The sequence below is a fragment of the Phaeobacter gallaeciensis DSM 26640 genome, from assembly GCF_000511385.1.
In the GTDB taxonomy this organism is placed as follows: Bacteria; Pseudomonadota; Alphaproteobacteria; order Rhodobacterales; family Rhodobacteraceae; genus Phaeobacter; species Phaeobacter gallaeciensis.
Genome location: NC_023137.1, coordinates 3190882 through 3209073, shown reverse-complemented (window position 1 = coordinate 3209073; position 18192 = coordinate 3190882). Strand labels below are relative to the sequence as shown.

Genomic DNA, 18192 nt, shown 5'->3' with positions numbered 1-18192 from the left:
GAAAAGGGCCGGCCCGTAGGACCGGCCCTTGCCGTTTTTTGGCTTTCTGGGTCTCAGACGAAGAACTGCGCGCCGTTTGCCGAGATGGTTGAGCCGTTGATGAAGCCCGAGTCCTCCGACGCGAGGAAGGCAACACAGCGGGCGATTTCCTCGGGTTCGCCCAAGCGGCCTGCCGGGATCTGACCGATGATCGATTCGCGGACCTTCTCTGGAACGGCCATCACCATCTCAGTCGCGATATAGCCGGGGCAGATGGCGTTTGCAGTGATGCCGGCGCGGGCGCCTTCTTGGGCCAGGGATTTCACGATGCCGAGGTCCCCAGCTTTGGTTGCGGCATAGTTCACTTGCGCGAACTGACCCTTTTGCCCGTTGATTGAAGAAATCACGATCACACGACCGAATTTGCGCTCACGCATGCCGGGCCAGATCGGGTGCACGGTGTTGAACACACCGGTGAGATTGGTGTCGATCACCTGCTGCCATTGTTCTGGCGTCATCTTGTGGAACGGGGCGTCGCGGGTGATGCCGGCATTGGCGACCACGATGTCGATGGGGCCGATATCCGCTTCGACCTTGGCGATTCCGGCAGCGCTATCCTCATAGCTGGCAACGTCCCACTTGTAGGTCTTGATGCCGGTCTCTTCGGTGAACTTTGCCGCTGCTTCGTCATTGCCGGCATAGGTCGCCGCCACCGTGTAACCCTCCGCCTTCAGCGCCTGAGAGATTGCTGCGCCGATGCCGCGAGAGCCGCCGGTGACGAGTGCGTTACGTGCCATGGAATAGTCCTCCGTTATTTGACTTGGTAATCTTGCTACTATTTTGATATAAGTTGCGCAATTATATTTCGTGAAGAAAACATCTTCTTAGGTCGATATTAAGGTGAACGTCGCGTCGCCTTGTTCCGCAAATGTATCGCAAAATACACCAGAGATAGAAAAGGGCGCCACCGGGGCGCCCTTGATATGGTCAGCAGTCTGCGCCTTAGGGGCGCTCCACACACATGGCGACACCCATGCCGCCACCGATGCAAAGGGTTGCCAGCCCTTTTTTGGCGTCGCGCCGCTTCATTTCGAACAGCAGAGTGTTGAGAACCCGGCATCCAGAGGCCCCAATCGGGTGACCAATGGCGATGGCACCACCGTTGACGTTCACGATTGCTGGATCCCAGCCCATATCCTTGTTCACCGCGCAAGCCTGCGCTGCGAAGGCTTCGTTCGCCTCCACCAGATCTAGGTCATCAACGGACCAGCCTGCCTTTTCCAGCGCCTTACGGGAGGCGTAGATCGGGCCGACACCCATGATCGACGGATCCAGCCCAGCGGTGGCATAGGAGGCGATCCGCGCCAGAGGCTCAATGCCGCGCTTCTCAGCATCATCCGCACTCATCAGCAGTGTGGCAGCGGCACCGTCATTGAGGCCGGAGGCATTAGCGGCGGTGACCGAACCATCCTTGGCGAAGGCGGGGCGCAGTTTTTGCATGGCTTCGATTGTAGCACCGTGGCGGATGTATTCATCCTGATCCACAATAATGTCACCTTTACGCGTTTTGACCGTAAAGGCCGCGATTTCATCAGCAAATTTGCCCGCCTTCTGAGCCGCCTCGGCCTTGTTCTGGCTGGCAACAGCGAACTCATCCTGCATCTCGCGGGAAATCTGCCATTTATCGGCAACATTCTCAGCGGTTTGCCCCATGTGGTAGCCGTTAAAGGCGTCCCAAAGACCATCGCGGATCATGGTGTCGATATAGCTCATATCGCCCATCTTGTGACCGGCACGCAAATTTGCAGCATGCGGCGAGAGCGTCATATTTTCCTGACCGCCGGCGCAGACGATAGCAGCGTCGCCCAACTGAATGTGCTGAGCGGCCAAGGCCACGGCCCGCAATCCCGATCCGCAGACCTGATTGAGGCCCCAAGCTGCGGCTTCCTGAGGGAGCCCTGCATTGATATGCGCCTGACGGGCTGGGTTCTGCCCCTGCGCTGCAGTCAGCACTTGGCCCAGAATGGTTTCTGAGACTTCGGATTTGTCGATCCCGGCACGTTCGACAACCGCTTGAAGCACCGCAGCGCCGAGGTCATGTGCGGGGGTCTTGGCGAATGCGCCACCAAAACTGCCGACGGCGGTGCGTGCGGCGGATGCAATTACTACGTTAGTCATCAGTTAGGGTCCTCTGCGATTCATAGTCCCGGGAGGCCAACTGAGCAGTCTACTTTTTTGCAGCCGCAGCAACCGGGATCCCCCTGCCTTTTCTGAAAAAGGCCGTGTATCTTGCTGCAAGTGCAGCACGTGCAAGGTGTCCCACAGGAAGAGCCTGTGTCAATCAATACTATGTCTAATATACTGTGACAGGCCCGCGCATTTGCCAAGCAATCAATTCAACGCGGCCTTATGGCGATTCTGCACGGAGCGAGAATCGGCTAATTTTGGCCAGGTTGTGGATAGCAGGCCGGAGGGGTTAGGAGGCGCGGCTGTTTTCCCGCAGCTCTTCCAGCCAAGGCGGGCTGACTGAGGGTGCGCCAAACAGATACCCTTGCAGGCAATCCACCCCAATCGAGATCAGGAATTCGGCGTCGGCTGGGCTTTCTACGGATTCAGCAACGACGAGCATATCAAACTGCTTTGCGATCCCGACCAGCGCACGGACCACTGCCTGATTGTCGTGGCTGGCATGGATGTTGCGCACAAACTGGCCGTCGATTTTCACCGCATCAAAGAAGAATTGCCGGAAGTAGCTGACAGCGGTTGCTCCCGCACCAAAGTTATCAAGCGCAAAGGCGATGCCATGTTTCTGCATCCGGTCAATGAAATCGATCACCAGTTCAGGCGTCGCCATTGCAGAGGCTTCGCTGATCTCAAGCATCAACCGCTCGCCCAGTGTGAGATCTTTCTTCAGGTGGCGTTCCAGAACCCGCATCCAGCGCCGATAGCCGATAGATCGCGCTGACATGTTAATGGAGAGCCTGATATTGGGGCTGCGCGCAAGCGCCTTCAGGCCATGTTCCAAGGCGAGGCAGTCCAGTTCGCGGCCTTCTTCTTTGTCTTCAACCAATGGCATGAAGTCGCGTGCTGGTATCACACGACCCGTCGAGTCGAGAACACGAATATACCCTTCGTAGAAGGCAACCCCCTGTGGCGGCATGGCCTGCATGATGGGCTGATAGGCGAGCATAGTCTGATTGTGACGAATCGCATCGCTGACCATGTCGAGGGTCGACCGATCGCGCGAGACAACCGCAGAGGTCAGCGGATTCTCCCCGCCTTCCGGCATGTCGGCCATGACCTTTTGCTTCTTCTTCACGGGTATATCCCTTGGCACTGGCGTGGTTTGATCAATATGGATCAGGCTGTACCTTGACGCAAAAGCGTTGCGCTTGGATTAAAGGAAGAATTTTATCCAAATTGAGGAGCAGCGCTCAGGTCTTGTCAAATCCGGCGCTGCCAATGTCCTCCGGATGCCGCTGCAGATGTTTGGCGCGGATCGTCTCGGAGCTGTCGCGACTGCCATCGTGGCTATACCCAGGGGGCGCAACTGCGTAGAGAAGGCGCTGCCGTAGCGTCAGGCCCGGCTGTGTCATGTCTTTGAAAATACTGACCCATTCGTGAAAAGCCACACGCAGCGGATTGAAAGTACCAATGTTGTGGACCAGACCATAATCCGGCCGATCGTGATCCTGTTCGGGAACGAAGGTCCCAAACACCTTGTCCCAGATGATGAAGACACCGGCATAGTTGCAATCGAGATAGCGTGGATTGCGCCCATGATGGGCGCGGTGGTGACTGGGCGTGTTCATCACCGCCTCAAACCAGCGGGGCATACGGCCAATAGCTTCGGTGTGGATCCAGAACTGATAGACCAGATTAATCCCCCCGACGAAAAGCACCATGGCGGGGTGAAACCCCAGCAGAACCAGAGGCGCGCGCACTACCATCATGAAGGTGAAGGTGCCGGTCCAAGTCTGCCGCAGTGCCGTAGTCAGGTTGTAGTGCTGGCTGGAGTGATGATTGACATGGCTGGCCCAGACCCAGCGCACCCGATGCCCAAACCGATGCACCCAGTAGTAGCGCAGGTCATCAAGGACAAAACACAGTACAATCACCCAGACCGAGGTGCCGAGGTCTAGCGGCGTGATCTGCCACAGCAGCATGAAGAACGCCCAAGCGATGAAACCGAGCGCAATGCCAGAGGCCACACTGCCTGCCCCCATCACCAGAGAGGTGACAGCATCACGGGTCTCATAGCGCCCGCCCCGCCGCTTGATCGCGATCCAGAGAAACTCCGCCAGAATGGCCGCGATGAAAAAGGGAACGGCCCATTGGGTGACATCAGGGTAGGAGATCGTATCAGGCATGTGTCTGGTCTCTCTGTTCTGTGGCGGTCGGGGGCTGTGAGGTGGCGCTTGCGGCCAGGATCCGGCGGCGCCAGCCCTCGCGTTCACTATCGGACAGGTGCAGCAGCACAGATGGGGTAGCGAAATCGGCAAACCTAACCCGGAACCCTTTGGGGTGATCCATGAGGCTGGACCCGGCAAGCGGGCGGGCGATTGTGTCGGCACCAAAACACCAGACCAAACCGAGCCCATTATCCGTGTCAATCAGGGCGGCATGGCCAAGAGTGCTTGGCTGGGCATCATGGATCCGGGAGTCGGGATCGTGGCGGGACCATGCCCTAGAAGCCGTCTCGCGCGTCATGGGGACTGGCGCCGACCGGCCAGTAAAATGAAGCACAACAGCTATGACAATAATGCCGACCAGCACCATTGCGATCAGGATTTCCAGCGGCATCATATCCTCCCTGCCACCGAGATTGGTGGCAGGGGCGCGGTCCTGTCAAAGGTGGCGTGGGGTCAAGCGGCCTGCCGTTGTCGTTGGCGAGACGTTCGGCAAACGATTGCCCTGAGACTTCAGTCGGAGGCGATCAGCGCCCGGATGATGGTTTTGGCGCTGTCAGAGTTCCATTCGGCATCGCCGCGTAGTCGGGCGATTTCTTCGCCCTCGCGGTTGAGCAGAACGGTAATCGGCAGACCCAAGACCGCCATTTCACGCGCTACGGCCTGCCGGGGGTCCTGATGGCGGGGGAGGTTGGTGATGCCGGTATCGTCAAAGAACTTCTGGATACCGGCAGGCGAGTTGCGCCCGGTGGCAAGTGTCAGCACCTCGAAATCGTCGCCGCCAAATTCTTCTTGCAGCTCTGACAGCTGGGGCATCTCCTTGCGGCAGGGCGCGCACCAGGTGGCCCAGAAGTTCAGCAGTACGATCTTGCCTTGGTAATCCCCCAACGTCGCGGTGCCCGCGCCGTCCGCCAACTGAAACTCCGCGCTGGACACAGGTTTCGGGGCGCTATGGAGCACCAGTTTTTTCATGTCGCCCTGTCGCATATCCGCGAGCGCCACCGGGTCGGCGGCCAAGGCGGCATTTGCACCCAAGGTCAGGGCCATATAAAGGGAAAGCTGACGAAACAGACGCATATTATCTCCGGGGTTCCACACCATGACAGATCAATCCTCGAACCAGATGTGGGGCGGCCGCTTTGCCGCTGGCCCGGACGCGATCATGGAGGCAATCAATGCCTCGATCGGGTTCGACAAGCGGATGGCAGCGCAGGACATTGCCGGTTCCAGAGCCCATGCGGCGATGCTGGCCGCGACAGGCGTTATTACGGATAATGATGCTAAAGCCATTCGGGAAGGGCTGCTCACCGTTTTGTCAGAGATCGAGGGCGGAACTTTCCAGTTTTCCACCGCGCTGGAAGATATCCACATGAACGTGGAGGCCCGCCTGAAGGAGATCATCGGTGAGCCCGCGGGCCGTCTGCACACGGGCCGTAGCCGCAATGACCAGGTGGCGACCGATTTCAAACTCTGGGTGCGCGACCAGCTGGACGCAGCCGAAAGCGGCCTTCTGGCGCTGATCCGCGCGCTTCTGTCGCAGGCTGAGGCAGGCGCCGATTGGGTGATGCCGGGCTTCACCCATCTGCAAACCGCGCAGCCGGTGACCTGGGGCCACCACATGATGGCTTATGTCGAGATGTTCGGCCGTGACCTGTCCCGCGTGCGCGACGCCCGCGCGCGGATGAACGAATCGCCGCTGGGCGCGGCGGCACTGGCCGGCACCTCCTTTCCGATCGACCGGGAGATGACGGCGAAGGCGCTTGGCTTTGATCGTCCGGCAGCAAACTCGTTGGATGCGGTCAGTGACCGCGACTTCGCGTTGGAATTCCTGTCGGTGGCTTCGATCAGTGCTGTCCACCTCAGCCGCTTTGCCGAAGAGCTGGTGATTTGGTCCTCCGCCCAGTTCCGCTTTGTGACCCTGTCGGACCGTTTCTCCACCGGCTCATCCATCATGCCGCAGAAGAAGAACCCGGACGCCGCCGAGCTGATCCGCGCGAAGGTGGGACGGATCTTTGGCGCCAATACCGCGCTGATGATGGTGATGAAGGGGTTGCCGCTGGCCTATTCCAAGGACATGCAGGAAGACAAGGAGCAGGTCTTTGACGCCGCCGATAACTGGATGCTGGCGCTGGCGGCGATGGAAGGCATGGTCAAAGATATGACCGGTAACCGCGAATCTTTGGCCGCCGCCGCAGGTTCTGGCTTCTCCACCGCGACCGATCTGGCAGACTGGATGGTGCGGGTGCTGAAGGTGCCGTTCCGCGACGCCCACCACGTGACCGGGACGCTTGTGGCCATGGCCGAAAGCCGTGGCTGCGACCTGCCAGACCTGTCGCTGGCGGATATGCAGGGTGTTCACGAAGGCATCACCGAAGACATCTTCTCTGTGCTTGGTGTTGAGAATTCGGTAAACTCACGCATATCTTATGGCGGCACGGCTCCGGCGCAAGTGCGTGCGCAGATCGCCCGCTGGCAGGATGTCCTGTCCGATTGACGGCAGCAAGGTTGCGGCCAGAAGGGAAACCCGACCGCAACCGCCCAACTGAATAGAGGCCAACGTCGAAAGAGGTCGCCATGGCAAAACCCGTTCTGATCCTATGTGCGCTGGCAGCCTGCGCTGGTCTTGCGGCCTGTGGTGTTGACGGCGAACCGGTGCGCCCCTCTCTGAACGCAGGCGTCGGTGTTTCTAGCAGCGGTGTGCACGCAGGCGGCAGTCTTGGCCTGCACAAGGGGCCGCTCAGCGTTTATCTTGGCGTGTGATGCAGCGCGGAATCATTTGATCCGCGCCCCGGTTCTGGTCTAAGCGCGATCTATGGATCATTTTCTCTATCGTGACGGCGCGCTTTACGCCGAAGATGTGCCGGTGGCCGAGATCGCGGCCGCTGTGGGCACCCCGTTCTACCTGTACTCCACCGCGACGCTGCTGCGCCATTTTCATCTCTTTGATGACGCATTGAAGGGTATGGATCATCTGGTCTGCTACGCGATGAAGGCCGCCAGCAATCAGGCGATTCTGAAAACATTGGCACAGGCCGGAGCCGGAATGGATGTCGTCAGCCAGGGCGAATATCTGCGCGCGAAGGCGGCAGGGGTTCCGGGCGACAGGATCGTGTTCTCGGGCGTCGGTAAGACCCAGGACGAGATCCGCACCGCACTTAGCGGCGGCATCCGCCAGTTCAACGTCGAATCCGAGCCGGAAATGGATGTGATCAACGCCGTGGCGATGGAGCTGGAAGTGGTGGCGCCCATCACCGTGCGAGTGAATCCTGATGTTGACGCCAAAACGCATGCCAAGATTGCCACCGGCAAATCCGAGAATAAGTTTGGCATCCCGATTGCCCGCGCGCGCGAAGTCTATGCCCGAGCCGCGAGCCTGCCGGGGCTGAAAGTGATCGGCATCGATGTTCATATCGGATCGCAACTGACTGAGCTTGCCCCGTTTGAACTGGCCTATCAGAAGGTGGCGGAGCTGACCGAGCAGTTGCGCGCCGACGGGCATGATATCCACCGGCTGGATCTCGGCGGTGGCTTGGGCATTCCCTACACCCGCTCCAATGATACACCGCCGCTGCCGGTGGAATATGGTGCCATGGTGCAGCGCACATTGGGGCACCTTGGGTGTGAGATTGAGATTGAGCCGGGGCGCCTGATTGCGGGCAACGCCGGGATCATGGTGAGCAAGGTGATCTATGTGAAATCCGGGGAAGACCGGGATTTCCTGATCATTGACGGTGCGATGAATGATCTGATCCGCCCCGCGATGTATGAGGCTTACCACGATATCGTCCCGGTCATCGAACCGAGTGCTGGGGTTGAACAGCGGGCCTATGATATTGTTGGTCCGGTCTGCGAAACCGGCGATACCTTTGCCCGCCACCGCGATATGCCGCCACTTGAGGCGGGGGATTTGGTCGCATTTCGCAGTGCAGGCGCTTATGGGGCGGTGATGGCCAGTGAATATAATTCGCGCCCTCTGATCCCCGAAGTTCTGGTGAATGGGGATCAATTTGCGGTTATTCGCCGACGTCCGGACTTTGACGAAATGATAAACCGCGATACCATCCCTGAGTGGCTCTGACGGGTTTCGCGGCATCTGGCGCGGCGCAGGGCTGATCGGAGGCGCCGCCCGCATGGTGAAGACCCCCAAGTTTCGCCGCAAGGCTGACGACAGACCTGCAACCGCGCCCAGTTCTCAGGGGCGTGGCAAGGCAGATTTGGGGCGGACATCGGGAGCAGGTGGCGGCGACGCGCCGCCAGATTCTGCGTCATCAGGTTTGCAGTTTTCTGACCCGCGGTTGACGCGATTGCGCTTGCCCTTGCGATTAACATGGCTCGGCCTGCTCTCTGAACGCCTGGTACGGGCCTATTGGCCCCTGTTGTCGCTGGTGATGCTGGCGCTTGCCGCGATGATGCTTGGGCTGCATGAAAAGCTGCCGGTGGAGCTGGTCTGGTTCGGCGCGGTTGCGCTGGTCATGGCTGTTGTGGCAGCGTTTGCTTTTGGGGTCTGGCGCTTTACTTGGCCTCGTCTGTCGGACGCTCTTGCGCGATTGGATGCGACGGTTCCCGGACATCCGATTGCCGCACTGCTGGATGCGCAGGCTATTGGTTCTGATGATCCCGCATCGCAAGCGCTCTGGCAGGCGCACCAGCAGCGGATGCAGGCCTGCGCTGCTGCGGCCAAAGCTCCGAAACCCAATCTCTCTGTTGCGCGGGCGGACCCGTTTGCGTTGCGCTATCTGGCGATGTTGGCGCTGGCGGTGGCAGTGTTGTTCGGCTCCATCTGGCGGGTCGGCACCCTTGGCGAGATCACCCCCGGCGCGGTTGCGGCTGCTACGGGGCCGACCTGGGAAGGCTGGATCGAGCCGCCACGCTACACTGGGCTTCCGGTGCTTTATCTCAATGATCAGACTGAGACCGCGCTGAACCTGCCGGAGAACAGCCGTCTTACCCTGCGATTTTATGGTGAGGTCGGCGATCTGACACTGGACGAGACAATCTCCGGACGTGTTGGTGACTTGCCGTCTGCCGCTGCCGCCGAACAGAGTTTTGAGATTACCCGTGACGGCACACTCTCGATCAACGGTGCAGGCGGGCGCAGTTGGGATGTCACACTGCTAAGGGATCAGCTTCCGAGCGTTGCCATCATCGGCGAGCCGACGCTTGAAGCTGATGACACCACATCGCTGGCCTACACGGCAAGCGATGACTACGGCGTCGATGGTGGGCAGGTGGAGATCGCACTGGATTTGGACGCGCTGGATCGGCGTCACGGGTTGGCGGCGTTGCCGGGTGCGCGTGATCCGATTGTGCTGGATCTGCCGCTGCCACTCAGTGGTGATCGTCGTGCGTTTGATGAACAGATGATTGAGACCTTCGCCAAGCATCCATGGGCGAATATGCCGGTCACCTACCGGATGGTTGCACAGGATGCTGCTGGTCAGGAGGCGAAGGCCGAGCCACTGAGCGCGCCGCTTGTGACCCGCCGTTTCTTTGATCCTATGGCCGCTGCGGTGGCGGAGCAGCGGCGCGACCTCCTCTGGGCGCGCGCCAATGCATCAAGGGTGGCGCAGATCCTGCGCACCCTGTCGACCTACCCGGCTGAGGTATTTCGCGATCACGGTGATTACCTGCGCCTGCGCACTATTTTACGTCGACTTGAGCAGCATAGCGCGGCGGGCACTTTGGGGCCGAACCAGCAGGAAGATCTTGCTGAGGCGCTATGGGATCTTGCTGTTCAGCTTGAAGAGGGAGACGTCGGGGATGCCATGGCGCGGATGCAACGGGCGCAGGAGCAGCTCAGCCAGGCGATGCGAGACGGCGCCAGCGAGGAAGAGATTGCCCGCCTGATGCAGCAGCTGCGCGATGCGACGCAGGATTATCTGCGCCAGTTGCAGCGGCAGGCACAAGAACAGGGCAATCAGGGCGAGCAGCAGGGCGCCCCGGATGAGAACGCGATGCAGTTGAGCCAGCAGGACTTGCAAGCGATGATGGATCGCATTCAGGAGCTGATGGAACAGGGCCGCATGGCCGAGGCTGAGCAGGCGCTGCGTGAGTTTCAGCAGATGATGGAGAACATGCGCGTGACTGAGGGGCAGCAGGGGCAGGATGGGTCTCCCGGTGAGCAAAGCATGGAGGGGCTGGCTGATACCCTGCGCGAACAGCAGGGCTTGTCGGATCAGGCGTTCCGCGACTTACAGGAGCAATTCAACCCCGGTGCTCGCCGTGGCGAAAGCGAAGGCAACGAAGGACGCAATGGCGGTCTGGGCCGTGGACAGTCCCATGAGGGCGGGCAGGGCAATCAAGGGGGGCAGGGCGACCGGCCGGGTGCTGGCACTCCCGGCGGGGAGCGACAGCCCGGCCAGGGTGGTCAGGGGCAGCGCGCACCTGATGCCGATGGGGGGCAGAGCGGTGGCGATGCAGCCCAGCCGGGCGGGCGTCGTGGCCTCGGTGGTTCCCTTGCGGATCGCCAGCAAGCCCTCAGGGATCAGCTGCGTGCGCAGCGCGACGGTCTGCCATTGGGCAATGGCGAAGGGGATCAGGCGACGCGGGACGCTTTGGATGATGCCGGGCGTGCCATGGACGGTGCTGAGGAGGCGCTGCGACAGGGAGATCTGGCAGAGGCCATCGACCGCCAGTCCGACGCCATGGAGGCGCTGCGCGAAGGTATGCGGGCGCTTGGCGAAGCGATGGCAGAACAGCAACAGCCCGGACAGCAGCAGGGGCAGGGGCGCGCCAATACCTCGGCGCAGGGCAATCGCATGGACCCGCTGGGTCGGCGTAATGGCGAACAGGGGGACGGCGGGGTCTCGGACGGGCAGTTCAGCGAGGGTCAGGCCTATCGCCGCGCCTGGGACCTGCTGGAGGAAATCCGCCGCCGGGCCGGTGAACGCAGCCGCAGCGACACCGAACGCAGTTATCTTGAGCGGTTACTCGACCGGTTCTGATGGGGCCGGTGGCGCCACCACGTTTGGACGTTCTCCAAGCCTGAGCGCGACGGGCTATTGCTGCACGGTGAAAGCGCGCACTTGCGTATCCAGCCACAACCGCGCGGCATCCACCTTGGCGACATATGTACTGAGATAGGGATCAGCTTGTGGCAGTTTCTGTGCGATCAGGGGCGCGTTATCATAGGCCATAGCAAGGGCCAGCGCGATCAGCAGGGCGAAGGCAAACCCGCGGGCAAAGTTGCGCTTTTTCTTGGGCGGTGCTGCATCCATCGGGGGGGTGATTGGCGCTGCGGCGCCCTCGCCTGAGCGCAGGGTGGAATTGATCTCATCAATATTCGGCAACAGTCCACGGCGAGATTCCGTCTCAGCGGTGGCCAGCTGCTGCGGATCCTCGCCGCGCATCCGGGCCATCTGTTCGCGGGCTTCACGGGCACGTCGCGCCGATTCTTCCTCAGGCAGTGAATCAAGCCCCAGATCTGTCTGGGTTTGCAGCGGGCTGTTTTCAGCGGCACGCAGGCTGGCTTCGCGCTCTGCCTCTTCGCGCAGGATATCGCTGATTGCCGGATCCAGACCGCGCGCAGTGGCCGCGACGTCGGGGGGGCGATCCTCGGCCGTGTCCTCTTCGGCGGGGTGATCTTCGGACACTGCCTCATCGGGGGGCAGATCGGTCTCCTCGGCGATATCGTCGTCTGCGTCGTCTGTCAGCGGGTCCTGATCAGAAATATGAGATGCGGGCGTATCTGCATCCGGCGGTAGGTCGGCGAGATTCGGGCCTGCTGTTGGCGCGCTCTCAGCGTCATCTGCGTCCAACGCACGGCCAGCCTGAAACCACGTCTGCCCGCAATTGGAGCATTGCACGTCGCGGCCCTCATCAGGGATTACATCATCCGGCACCTCATACTGGGCGGCACAGTTCGGACATGTCAGTCGCATGGGTCACTCCTTGGGACCTGGGGTGGCTCCGGGGGGGTCCGGGCGGCTGTCGGCGTGTGATTGTTGAATAATCATAGGCAGTTCCGCCTTTCCACGAAAGAGCCAATCGCGTCGACGGGCGTTGACTGTTCCAGAGGGCGCAGCACCGCAACAGCGCCGACCATTGAAACTGGTCGCACAGTCGGGCAAAACACCGGTGACCAAAAGGGGACCGCCGTGATCGAGCTGGACAATGTGGGGTACAATTACGGTGGCGGGGAACTGCTGAGCGAGGTGTCAGTACAGCTGGCGCCGGGGTCGTTCCATTTCCTAACGGGCCCGTCGGGTGCGGGCAAGACGACCCTGTTGAAACTCTGCTATGGCGCATTGACTCCAACGTCAGGCCGCGCGCGCGCTTTCAACATGGATATCAATGGTTTGGACCGTGATCAGATGGCTTATTTGCGGCGGCGTATCGGTGTGGTCCATCAGGATTGCCGGTTTTTGGACCATTTGCCGGTGATCGAAAACATCGCTTTGCCGCTGACGGTATCCGGGCGCGACATCGATCAGGAAGAGGCCAATCTGAGGGAATTGCTCAATTGGGTCGGCTTGTCGGAGCGGGCGCATGCAACGCCGCCGGAGCTGTCCGGGGGAGAACGGCAGCGCGCGGCTCTGGCCCGGTCGGTTATTCTGTCACCTGAGGTAATCATCGCGGACGAACCAACAGGCAATGTGGATTGGGACATGTCGCAGCGACTGCTGCAATTGCTGGTGGAGCTGAACCACATGGGCAAAACGGTATTGGTGGCCACTCATGATCTGTCGCTCATCCGGGCGGCCAAAAAACAGGTGCAGGCACGGGTCCTGCGGATTTCTAACCGGCAGCTTCAGCAGGCGGGGGCAGATCTATGAATCTGGCCCGGCTGCGCAATGTGATCGTCGGAGATGCTCAGGCTGACCGCGTGGTTCCGCCAAGCGGGTTTACCGCCCAGCTGACGCTGTTTGTGTCGGGGGCGATGGCGTTTCTGGCTGTCTTTGCGCTGGCCTTGTCGCTGGCCTCAGGCCGGTTGGCGGACCGCTGGGCAGAAGAGCTCGCCCGCGCTGCGACGCTGCGAATCAACGCGCCTGCCGAGCAGCGAGTCGCCCAGACCGAAGCGGCGATGACCATTCTGGAACAGACCCCGGGTGTTGCCTCCGCCCGCGCGCTCAGCCGCGAAGAACAGGCGGCACTTCTGACACCGTGGTTCGGGACCAAGCTGCCGCTGGACACACTGCCGATCCCGCAGCTGATTGAGGTGATCGAAGGTGATCCGGGCTACGATGATGCAGGATTGCGATTGCGGCTGCAGGCTGAGGTGCCGGGTGCTGTTCTGGATGATCATACCCGTTGGCGGGCACCGTTGGTGGACGCGGCGCAGGCGCTACGGCGTCTGGCGTGGGTGTCTATTCTGCTTATCGGTGGTGCCACGGCCGCGATGATCACCCTCGCAGCCAATGCGGCCCTTGCGGCCAATGCCCAGGTAATTGAGGTGCTGCGCCTTGTTGGTGCCTTAGATACCTATATTGCTCAGGCCTTTATCCGTCGCTTTACCCTGCGCGCTCTGTTTGGGGCGGGGGTTGGCGTGGGGCTTGGTATGTTGGGAGTCTGGCTGATGCCCGAGGCCTCTCGTGAGGGCGGATTTCTGACTGGTCTTGGTTTTCAGGGGTGGAGCTGGCTCCTGCCCCTGTGCATTCCTTTGCTTGGTGCGCTCGTCGCCTTTGCCGCAACAACGCGTGCGGCCAACAAACGTCTTGGAGATTTGGCGTGAAAACTGCATTGCGATGGCTGCTCTCGGCCGTGTTTATGGTTCAGATCTATGTGATGATGCTGATCTTTGGTCTGGTTTTTGCGCCATGGGCTTTGGTGTCGCCGCGCGGTGCCCGCGTCGCCTGTCGCAGCTACGCGGGCTATGTGCTCTGGTGCGCCCGCTGGATGCTGGGTCTGCGTACCGAGGTGCGAGGTCCAGTGCCGACCGAAGAGGTGATCATCGCAGCGAAGCATCAGAGCTTTCTGGACATTCTGATCATTTTTCACGCCACGCCTTCAGCCAAGTTCATCATGAAACGCGAGTTGTTGTGGACACCGATCATTGGCATTTATGCAAAGCGTCTGGGCTGTGTGCCGGTCAACCGCGGTAAGAAGGGCAATGCCATCGCCCGCATGGTCAAGGATGTCGCGGCAGAGTTCGCCGACCCCGGTCAGCTGGTGATCTATCCGCAAGGCACCCGCGTCGCACCGGGGGCAGACAGGCCTTACAAAATCGGCACTGGGGTTCTTTATGCCGCGCTGGAGCAGCCCTGTGTGCCTGCGGCGACCAATGTTGGGCTGTTCTGGCCGCGCACCGGAATCATGCGCAAACCCGGCCTGGGTGTTGTTGAGTTCTTGCCCGCGATCGCGCCGGGACTGGAGCGCGATGAGTTCATGGCCAGGCTTGAGCGCGAGGTCGAAAATCATTCGAATAAGTTGATGCAGGAAGCGGGGTTTAAAGTCGATGGAGTTTCTCACCACGGTTGAAGAGCTGGAGGCCCACTACGGTACGCCAGGGGCGCCTTCCCTGCGCAAGGTCGCACGGCAGATGACGCCGCTTTATCGCAAGTGGATCATGGCCTCGCGGCTTTGCATGTTGGCCACGGTCGGGCCGGAAGGCACCGATGACAGCCCACGCGGTGATGATGGCCCGGTCGTTCTTGAACTCGACCCGGGCAGACTGGCCCTGCCGGACTGGCGCGGCAACAACCGGATCGACAGCCTGCGTAATATCGTGCGGGATCCGCGCGTATCTCTGATGTTTCTGGTGCCGGGATCGAACAATGTGGTGCGCGTGAACGGGACAGCCAAGGTGACGGTAGATGCCGACCTGCGCGCCAAGTTTGACAGGAGTGGCAAACAGCCCAGCACCGTCATTGTTATTGAAATCAACGAGATCTATAGCCAATGTGCCCGTGCTCTAATGCGGGCGCGGACCTGGAGTTCTGGCGACGAAAGCGAAGGTCTGCCCACCATGGGGGAGATCCTTGCGGAGCAGACAGCCGGAGAAGAGGGCGGAAAGGCCTACGACGAAGCCTGGGCACCGCGCGCCGCCAAGACCATGTGGTAAAGCCAACGCGTTGGGGCGCGGACCAGCGCCCCTTCTTAAGGGCATCGATAGTTAAGGCGTGAGGTGCCTTCAGTCAGCTCATCAGGACTTGCCCGACAAGGATCTGCGGGCGAATGTTGGTGAAGTTTGCCACATCATCAATGATTGGCCCGCCTTTCTCCACCATCGCTGTGTCGAGCGTTTCCATATTCGGGAAGGTAATGGTCGCAATCAGCAGAAAGGCAGGTGGTACGTCCGGCCCGCTGGCAATCCCGCGTGAGGCCTCCACCGTGTCCATCAGATCGCCCCAGTGTTCTTCCAACAGGGGAAGATGGGTTTTTTCATAGTAGTTGTAGTCAAAGGTTGCGTCTTCGGATGCGGGGTAGATCACTTGCAGGCTGACTGTCATGGCAAAGGCTCCGTTTTATAAGAAAGCGGCCCACCATGGATGGGCCGCTTTGGTGTTGGGTCTATATTTAACAGCAGGCGGTGGCAGAACGTACCCCGTTTCCTATTGGCAAAGCCCTGATCAGCTGTGGATCGGGCCGTCGCCGCAGGCCAGGGCCGCCTCGCGGACCGCCTCTGAATAGGTCGGATGCGCGTGACAGGTGAGGGCTAGATCCTCGGCAGAGGCGCCGAACTCCATTGCGACGCAGATTTCATGGATCAGATCGCCAGCGCCCGGACCAATAATGGCTGCACCCAGGATACGGTCGGTTTCCTTGTCCGCGATGAGTTTCACAAAACCACCTTCGGCCTGATGCACGGCCTTGGCGCGGGCGTTGCCCATGAACATGAACTTGCCAGTCTTAATTTTGCGACCTTCGGCTTTCAGCGCATCTTCGGTCTGGCCAACGGTTGCCACCTCGGGCGTGGTGTAGACCACGCCGGGAATGACGCCGTAGTTCACATGGCCATGTTTGCCCGCAATCACCTCGGCAACGGCCATGCCTTCGTCTTCGGCCTTATGCGCCAGCATGGGACCTTCGATGACGTCGCCGATGGCGTAAACGCCTTTGACATTGGTGGCCCAATGAGCATCGGTTGCGATCTGGCCGCGCTCGGTCATCTTGATGCCAAGTGCGTCCAGCCCAAGACCATCGGCATAGGGTTTGCGACCTGTGGCAACGAGCACCACATCGGCATCGATCACCTCTTCGTCACCACCCTTTTTAGGCTGATACTTCACCTTCGCCTTGGTTTTGGACGTTTCAACCCCCTGTACCGCAGCCCCCATGATGAAGGTCAGGCCCTGCTTTTCGAGGATCCGCTTGAAGCTGCGCTGAACATCTTTGTCCATGCCGGGACAGACGGCGTCCATATATTCAACCACGGTCACGTCAGACCCCAGACGTGCATAGACTGACCCCAGTTCCAGGCCGATCACACCAGCACCGATCACAACCATTTTCTTGGGGATCTTCGGCAGGTCCAGCGCGCCGGTGCTGTCCACCACAATCCCCTTGTCATTGTCGACCTCAACGCCTGGCAGCGAGGAGGGAACGGAGCCGGAGGCAATCACGATGTTCTTGGCCTCATGGCTGTCGTCGCCCACCTTGACCTTTCCAGCCTCGGGAATGGAGGCCCAGCCCTTGATCCAGTCAATCTTGTTCTTCTTGAACAGGAATTCGATACCGCCAGTGTTCTGGCCGATGACCTCTTCCTTATAGGATTTCATCTGGGACCAGTCGACCGAGGGACTTTTGCCCTTCAGACCCATATGGGCGAAGTTATGTTCCGCTTCATGCAGCAGATGGGTCGAGTGCAGCAATGCCTTTGACGGGATACAGCCGACGTTGAGGCAGGTGCCGCCGAGGGTTTCGCGGCCTTCGACCACCGCGGTCTTGAGGCCGAGCTGGGCGCAGCGGATGGCGCTTACATAGCCACCGGGGCCGGCGCCGATTACGATGACGTCATAGGATGCCATTTTGATGTGCTCCTTCAGGGTTGAACGGGGAGGGGGCGCTGCCCCTGGCCCTTGCGGGCCTTCCCCGGAGTATTTGGGGAAAGATGACGGTTCATACCAGCGCTGCGATCAACATGAAGACCGTTGCGAAAAAGCCGACAAACCAGATGATCGAACGGCCAGGGGTCCAGCCCAATGCGTAGGCTGGTACGTAGAGCACCCGGGCGGCAAGGTAGACCCAGGCGCAGCCCGAGGTGAAGCCCGTCGATTGATCGCTGATCACCACCACGCCGCAGGCGATGGTGAAGAGGATTAGCCCTTCGAAATGGTTTTCCATCGCGCGTTTGAAGCGCCCGGCTGTACCTGTGAGGGTGACAGGTGTGTCGCGGGGGCCCAGAGCGATTTTGGGATCCAGCTGACGGTTTGCCGTGATTGCATATGCGCAAAACTGCAAGGCTTGCAGCAGGGCAGCGAGGGTGAGGGCTGTGAGTTCAGGGGTCATGAACCTATCGACTTCGTAAAGCCGCCTAAAATACCTCCGATTAAGTCACCGACATTAGCATACCCAACACCGTTACTGCTCACTTCCTTCACTCGATTAGCAAGACGCTCAGCGTCAGCTCCAACACTAATTTTCTGCTCCAAAAGCTGGAACCCGTACGAGGTGAGGACCGGACGGTCAGGAAAGCCGGAATGGTTTGAGTCAGTGTAGCGGCGAATGTCTTGGACGCGAATGACGCCTTCGGATACCAGCCAATCGACACAGGGAAAAAAGAAACCGCCAAATTCCTCCGGATCTAATTCCAGTTCGTCAAATTCCATGGTGCATTCCTGTATGCCCCAACTCATCAATAAGTTGACGATCTTTGAGATTACGATTTCTGACTTCTCAATATCATTCATTAACTACACCGATCAAA

The 18192-nt window shown here is 60.1% G+C and carries 19 protein-coding genes; 8 read left to right on the top strand and 11 right to left on the bottom strand.

The window, feature by feature from the left end; all coding sequences use genetic code 11:
* Window positions 1-53 precede the first annotated feature (53 nt).
* From phbB to GAL_RS15445, 6 genes are all read right to left on the bottom strand, one after another.
* Window positions 54-776 carry an acetoacetyl-CoA reductase gene (gene phbB / locus GAL_RS15470; RefSeq protein WP_014873444.1) on the bottom strand — a complete coding sequence of 241 codons (723 nt, stop codon included), beginning with the start codon at window positions 774-776 and terminating at the stop codon, window positions 54-56.
* Window positions 777-981: 205 nt separating this feature from the next.
* Window positions 982-2157: an acetyl-CoA C-acetyltransferase gene (locus tag GAL_RS15465; protein ID WP_024098502.1), complete on the bottom strand. Its 1176-nt coding sequence runs from the start codon at window positions 2155-2157 to the stop codon at window positions 982-984.
* Between the two features lie 298 nt (window positions 2158-2455).
* Complete coding sequence (locus tag GAL_RS15460; RefSeq protein WP_096596773.1) at window positions 2456-3277, bottom strand: EAL domain-containing protein; 822 nt, start codon at window positions 3275-3277, stop codon at window positions 2456-2458.
* A gap of 136 nt (window positions 3278-3413) precedes the next feature.
* Complete coding sequence (locus GAL_RS15455; protein ID WP_024098500.1) at window positions 3414-4349, bottom strand: sterol desaturase family protein; 936 nt, start codon at window positions 4347-4349, stop codon at window positions 3414-3416.
* Window positions 4342-4782 (bottom strand): hypothetical protein, encoded by a 441-nt coding sequence (locus tag GAL_RS15450; protein ID WP_024098499.1) that lies wholly within the window; start codon window positions 4780-4782, stop codon window positions 4342-4344. Before GAL_RS15450 ends, GAL_RS15455 begins: the two co-directional genes overlap by 8 nt.
* Before the next feature lie 119 nt (window positions 4783-4901).
* A complete protein-coding gene (locus GAL_RS15445; RefSeq protein ID WP_244918393.1) occupies window positions 4902-5465 on the bottom strand; it encodes a TlpA disulfide reductase family protein in 564 nt (187 codons plus the stop codon).
* Window positions 5466-5487: 22 nt separating this feature from the next.
* Here GAL_RS15445 and argH point away from each other — a divergent pair, with 22 nt between their 5' ends.
* The 4 genes from argH (at window position 5488) to GAL_RS15425 (ending at window position 11332) form a co-directional block, all read left to right on the top strand.
* Window positions 5488-6882: an argininosuccinate lyase gene (gene argH, locus GAL_RS15440; protein ID WP_174888027.1), complete on the top strand. Its 1395-nt coding sequence runs from the start codon at window positions 5488-5490 to the stop codon at window positions 6880-6882.
* 80 nt (window positions 6883-6962) lie between these two features.
* Window positions 6963-7148, top strand: a complete 186-nt coding sequence (locus GAL_RS15435; protein ID WP_014873451.1) for a hypothetical protein — start codon at window positions 6963-6965, stop codon at window positions 7146-7148.
* 52 nt (window positions 7149-7200) lie between these two features.
* Window positions 7201-8466, top strand: coding sequence for a diaminopimelate decarboxylase (gene lysA / locus GAL_RS15430; RefSeq protein ID WP_024098496.1), 1266 nt, complete (start codon window positions 7201-7203; stop codon window positions 8464-8466).
* Window positions 8467-8518: 52 nt separating this feature from the next.
* A complete protein-coding gene (locus GAL_RS15425; RefSeq protein WP_024098495.1) occupies window positions 8519-11332 on the top strand; it encodes a DUF4175 domain-containing protein in 2814 nt (937 codons plus the stop codon).
* A gap of 54 nt (window positions 11333-11386) precedes the next feature.
* On the opposite strand, the gene GAL_RS15420 is transcribed toward GAL_RS15425, so the two are convergent.
* Window positions 11387-12268: a zinc-ribbon domain-containing protein gene (locus tag GAL_RS15420; protein ID WP_024098494.1), complete on the bottom strand. Its 882-nt coding sequence runs from the start codon at window positions 12266-12268 to the stop codon at window positions 11387-11389.
* A 216-nt stretch (window positions 12269-12484) separates the two neighbouring features.
* Here GAL_RS15420 and GAL_RS15415 point away from each other — a divergent pair, with 216 nt between their 5' ends.
* From GAL_RS15415 to GAL_RS15400, 4 genes are read left to right on the top strand one after another with little or no spacing between them, the layout of a single operon-like run.
* Window positions 12485-13162 carry a cell division ATP-binding protein FtsE gene (locus tag GAL_RS15415; protein WP_024098493.1) on the top strand — a complete coding sequence of 226 codons (678 nt, stop codon included), beginning with the start codon at window positions 12485-12487 and terminating at the stop codon, window positions 13160-13162.
* A complete protein-coding gene (locus GAL_RS15410; RefSeq protein WP_024098492.1) occupies window positions 13159-14058 on the top strand; it encodes a cell division protein FtsX in 900 nt (299 codons plus the stop codon). Before GAL_RS15415 ends, GAL_RS15410 begins: the two co-directional genes overlap by 4 nt.
* The gene (locus GAL_RS15405; RefSeq protein WP_024098491.1) at window positions 14055-14804 is read left to right on the top strand and encodes a lysophospholipid acyltransferase family protein; all 750 of its coding nucleotides are present in this window, start codon (window positions 14055-14057) and stop codon (window positions 14802-14804) included. Before GAL_RS15410 ends, GAL_RS15405 begins: the two co-directional genes overlap by 4 nt.
* On the top strand, window positions 14782-15387 hold the full coding sequence (locus tag GAL_RS15400) for a pyridoxamine 5'-phosphate oxidase family protein (RefSeq protein WP_024098490.1): 606 nt from the start codon (window positions 14782-14784) through the stop codon (window positions 15385-15387). Before GAL_RS15405 ends, GAL_RS15400 begins: the two co-directional genes overlap by 23 nt.
* 73 nt (window positions 15388-15460) lie before the next feature.
* On the opposite strand, the gene GAL_RS15395 is transcribed toward GAL_RS15400, so the two are convergent.
* From GAL_RS15395 to GAL_RS15380, 4 genes are all read right to left on the bottom strand, one after another.
* Entirely contained in the window at window positions 15461-15775 is a 315-nt protein-coding gene (locus tag GAL_RS15395) for an EthD family reductase (RefSeq protein WP_024098489.1), read from the bottom strand.
* A gap of 120 nt (window positions 15776-15895) precedes the next feature.
* On the bottom strand, window positions 15896-17293 hold the full coding sequence (gene lpdA, locus GAL_RS15390; RefSeq protein WP_024098488.1) for a dihydrolipoyl dehydrogenase: 1398 nt from the start codon (window positions 17291-17293) through the stop codon (window positions 15896-15898).
* A gap of 91 nt (window positions 17294-17384) precedes the next feature.
* Window positions 17385-17774 carry an MAPEG family protein gene (locus tag GAL_RS15385; protein WP_024098487.1) on the bottom strand — a complete coding sequence of 130 codons (390 nt, stop codon included), beginning with the start codon at window positions 17772-17774 and terminating at the stop codon, window positions 17385-17387.
* Entirely contained in the window at window positions 17771-18175 is a 405-nt protein-coding gene (locus tag GAL_RS15380; RefSeq protein ID WP_040104120.1) for a hypothetical protein, read from the bottom strand. The genes GAL_RS15385 and GAL_RS15380 overlap by 4 nt, the downstream gene beginning before the upstream one ends.
* Window positions 18176-18192: the final 17 nt, after the last annotated feature.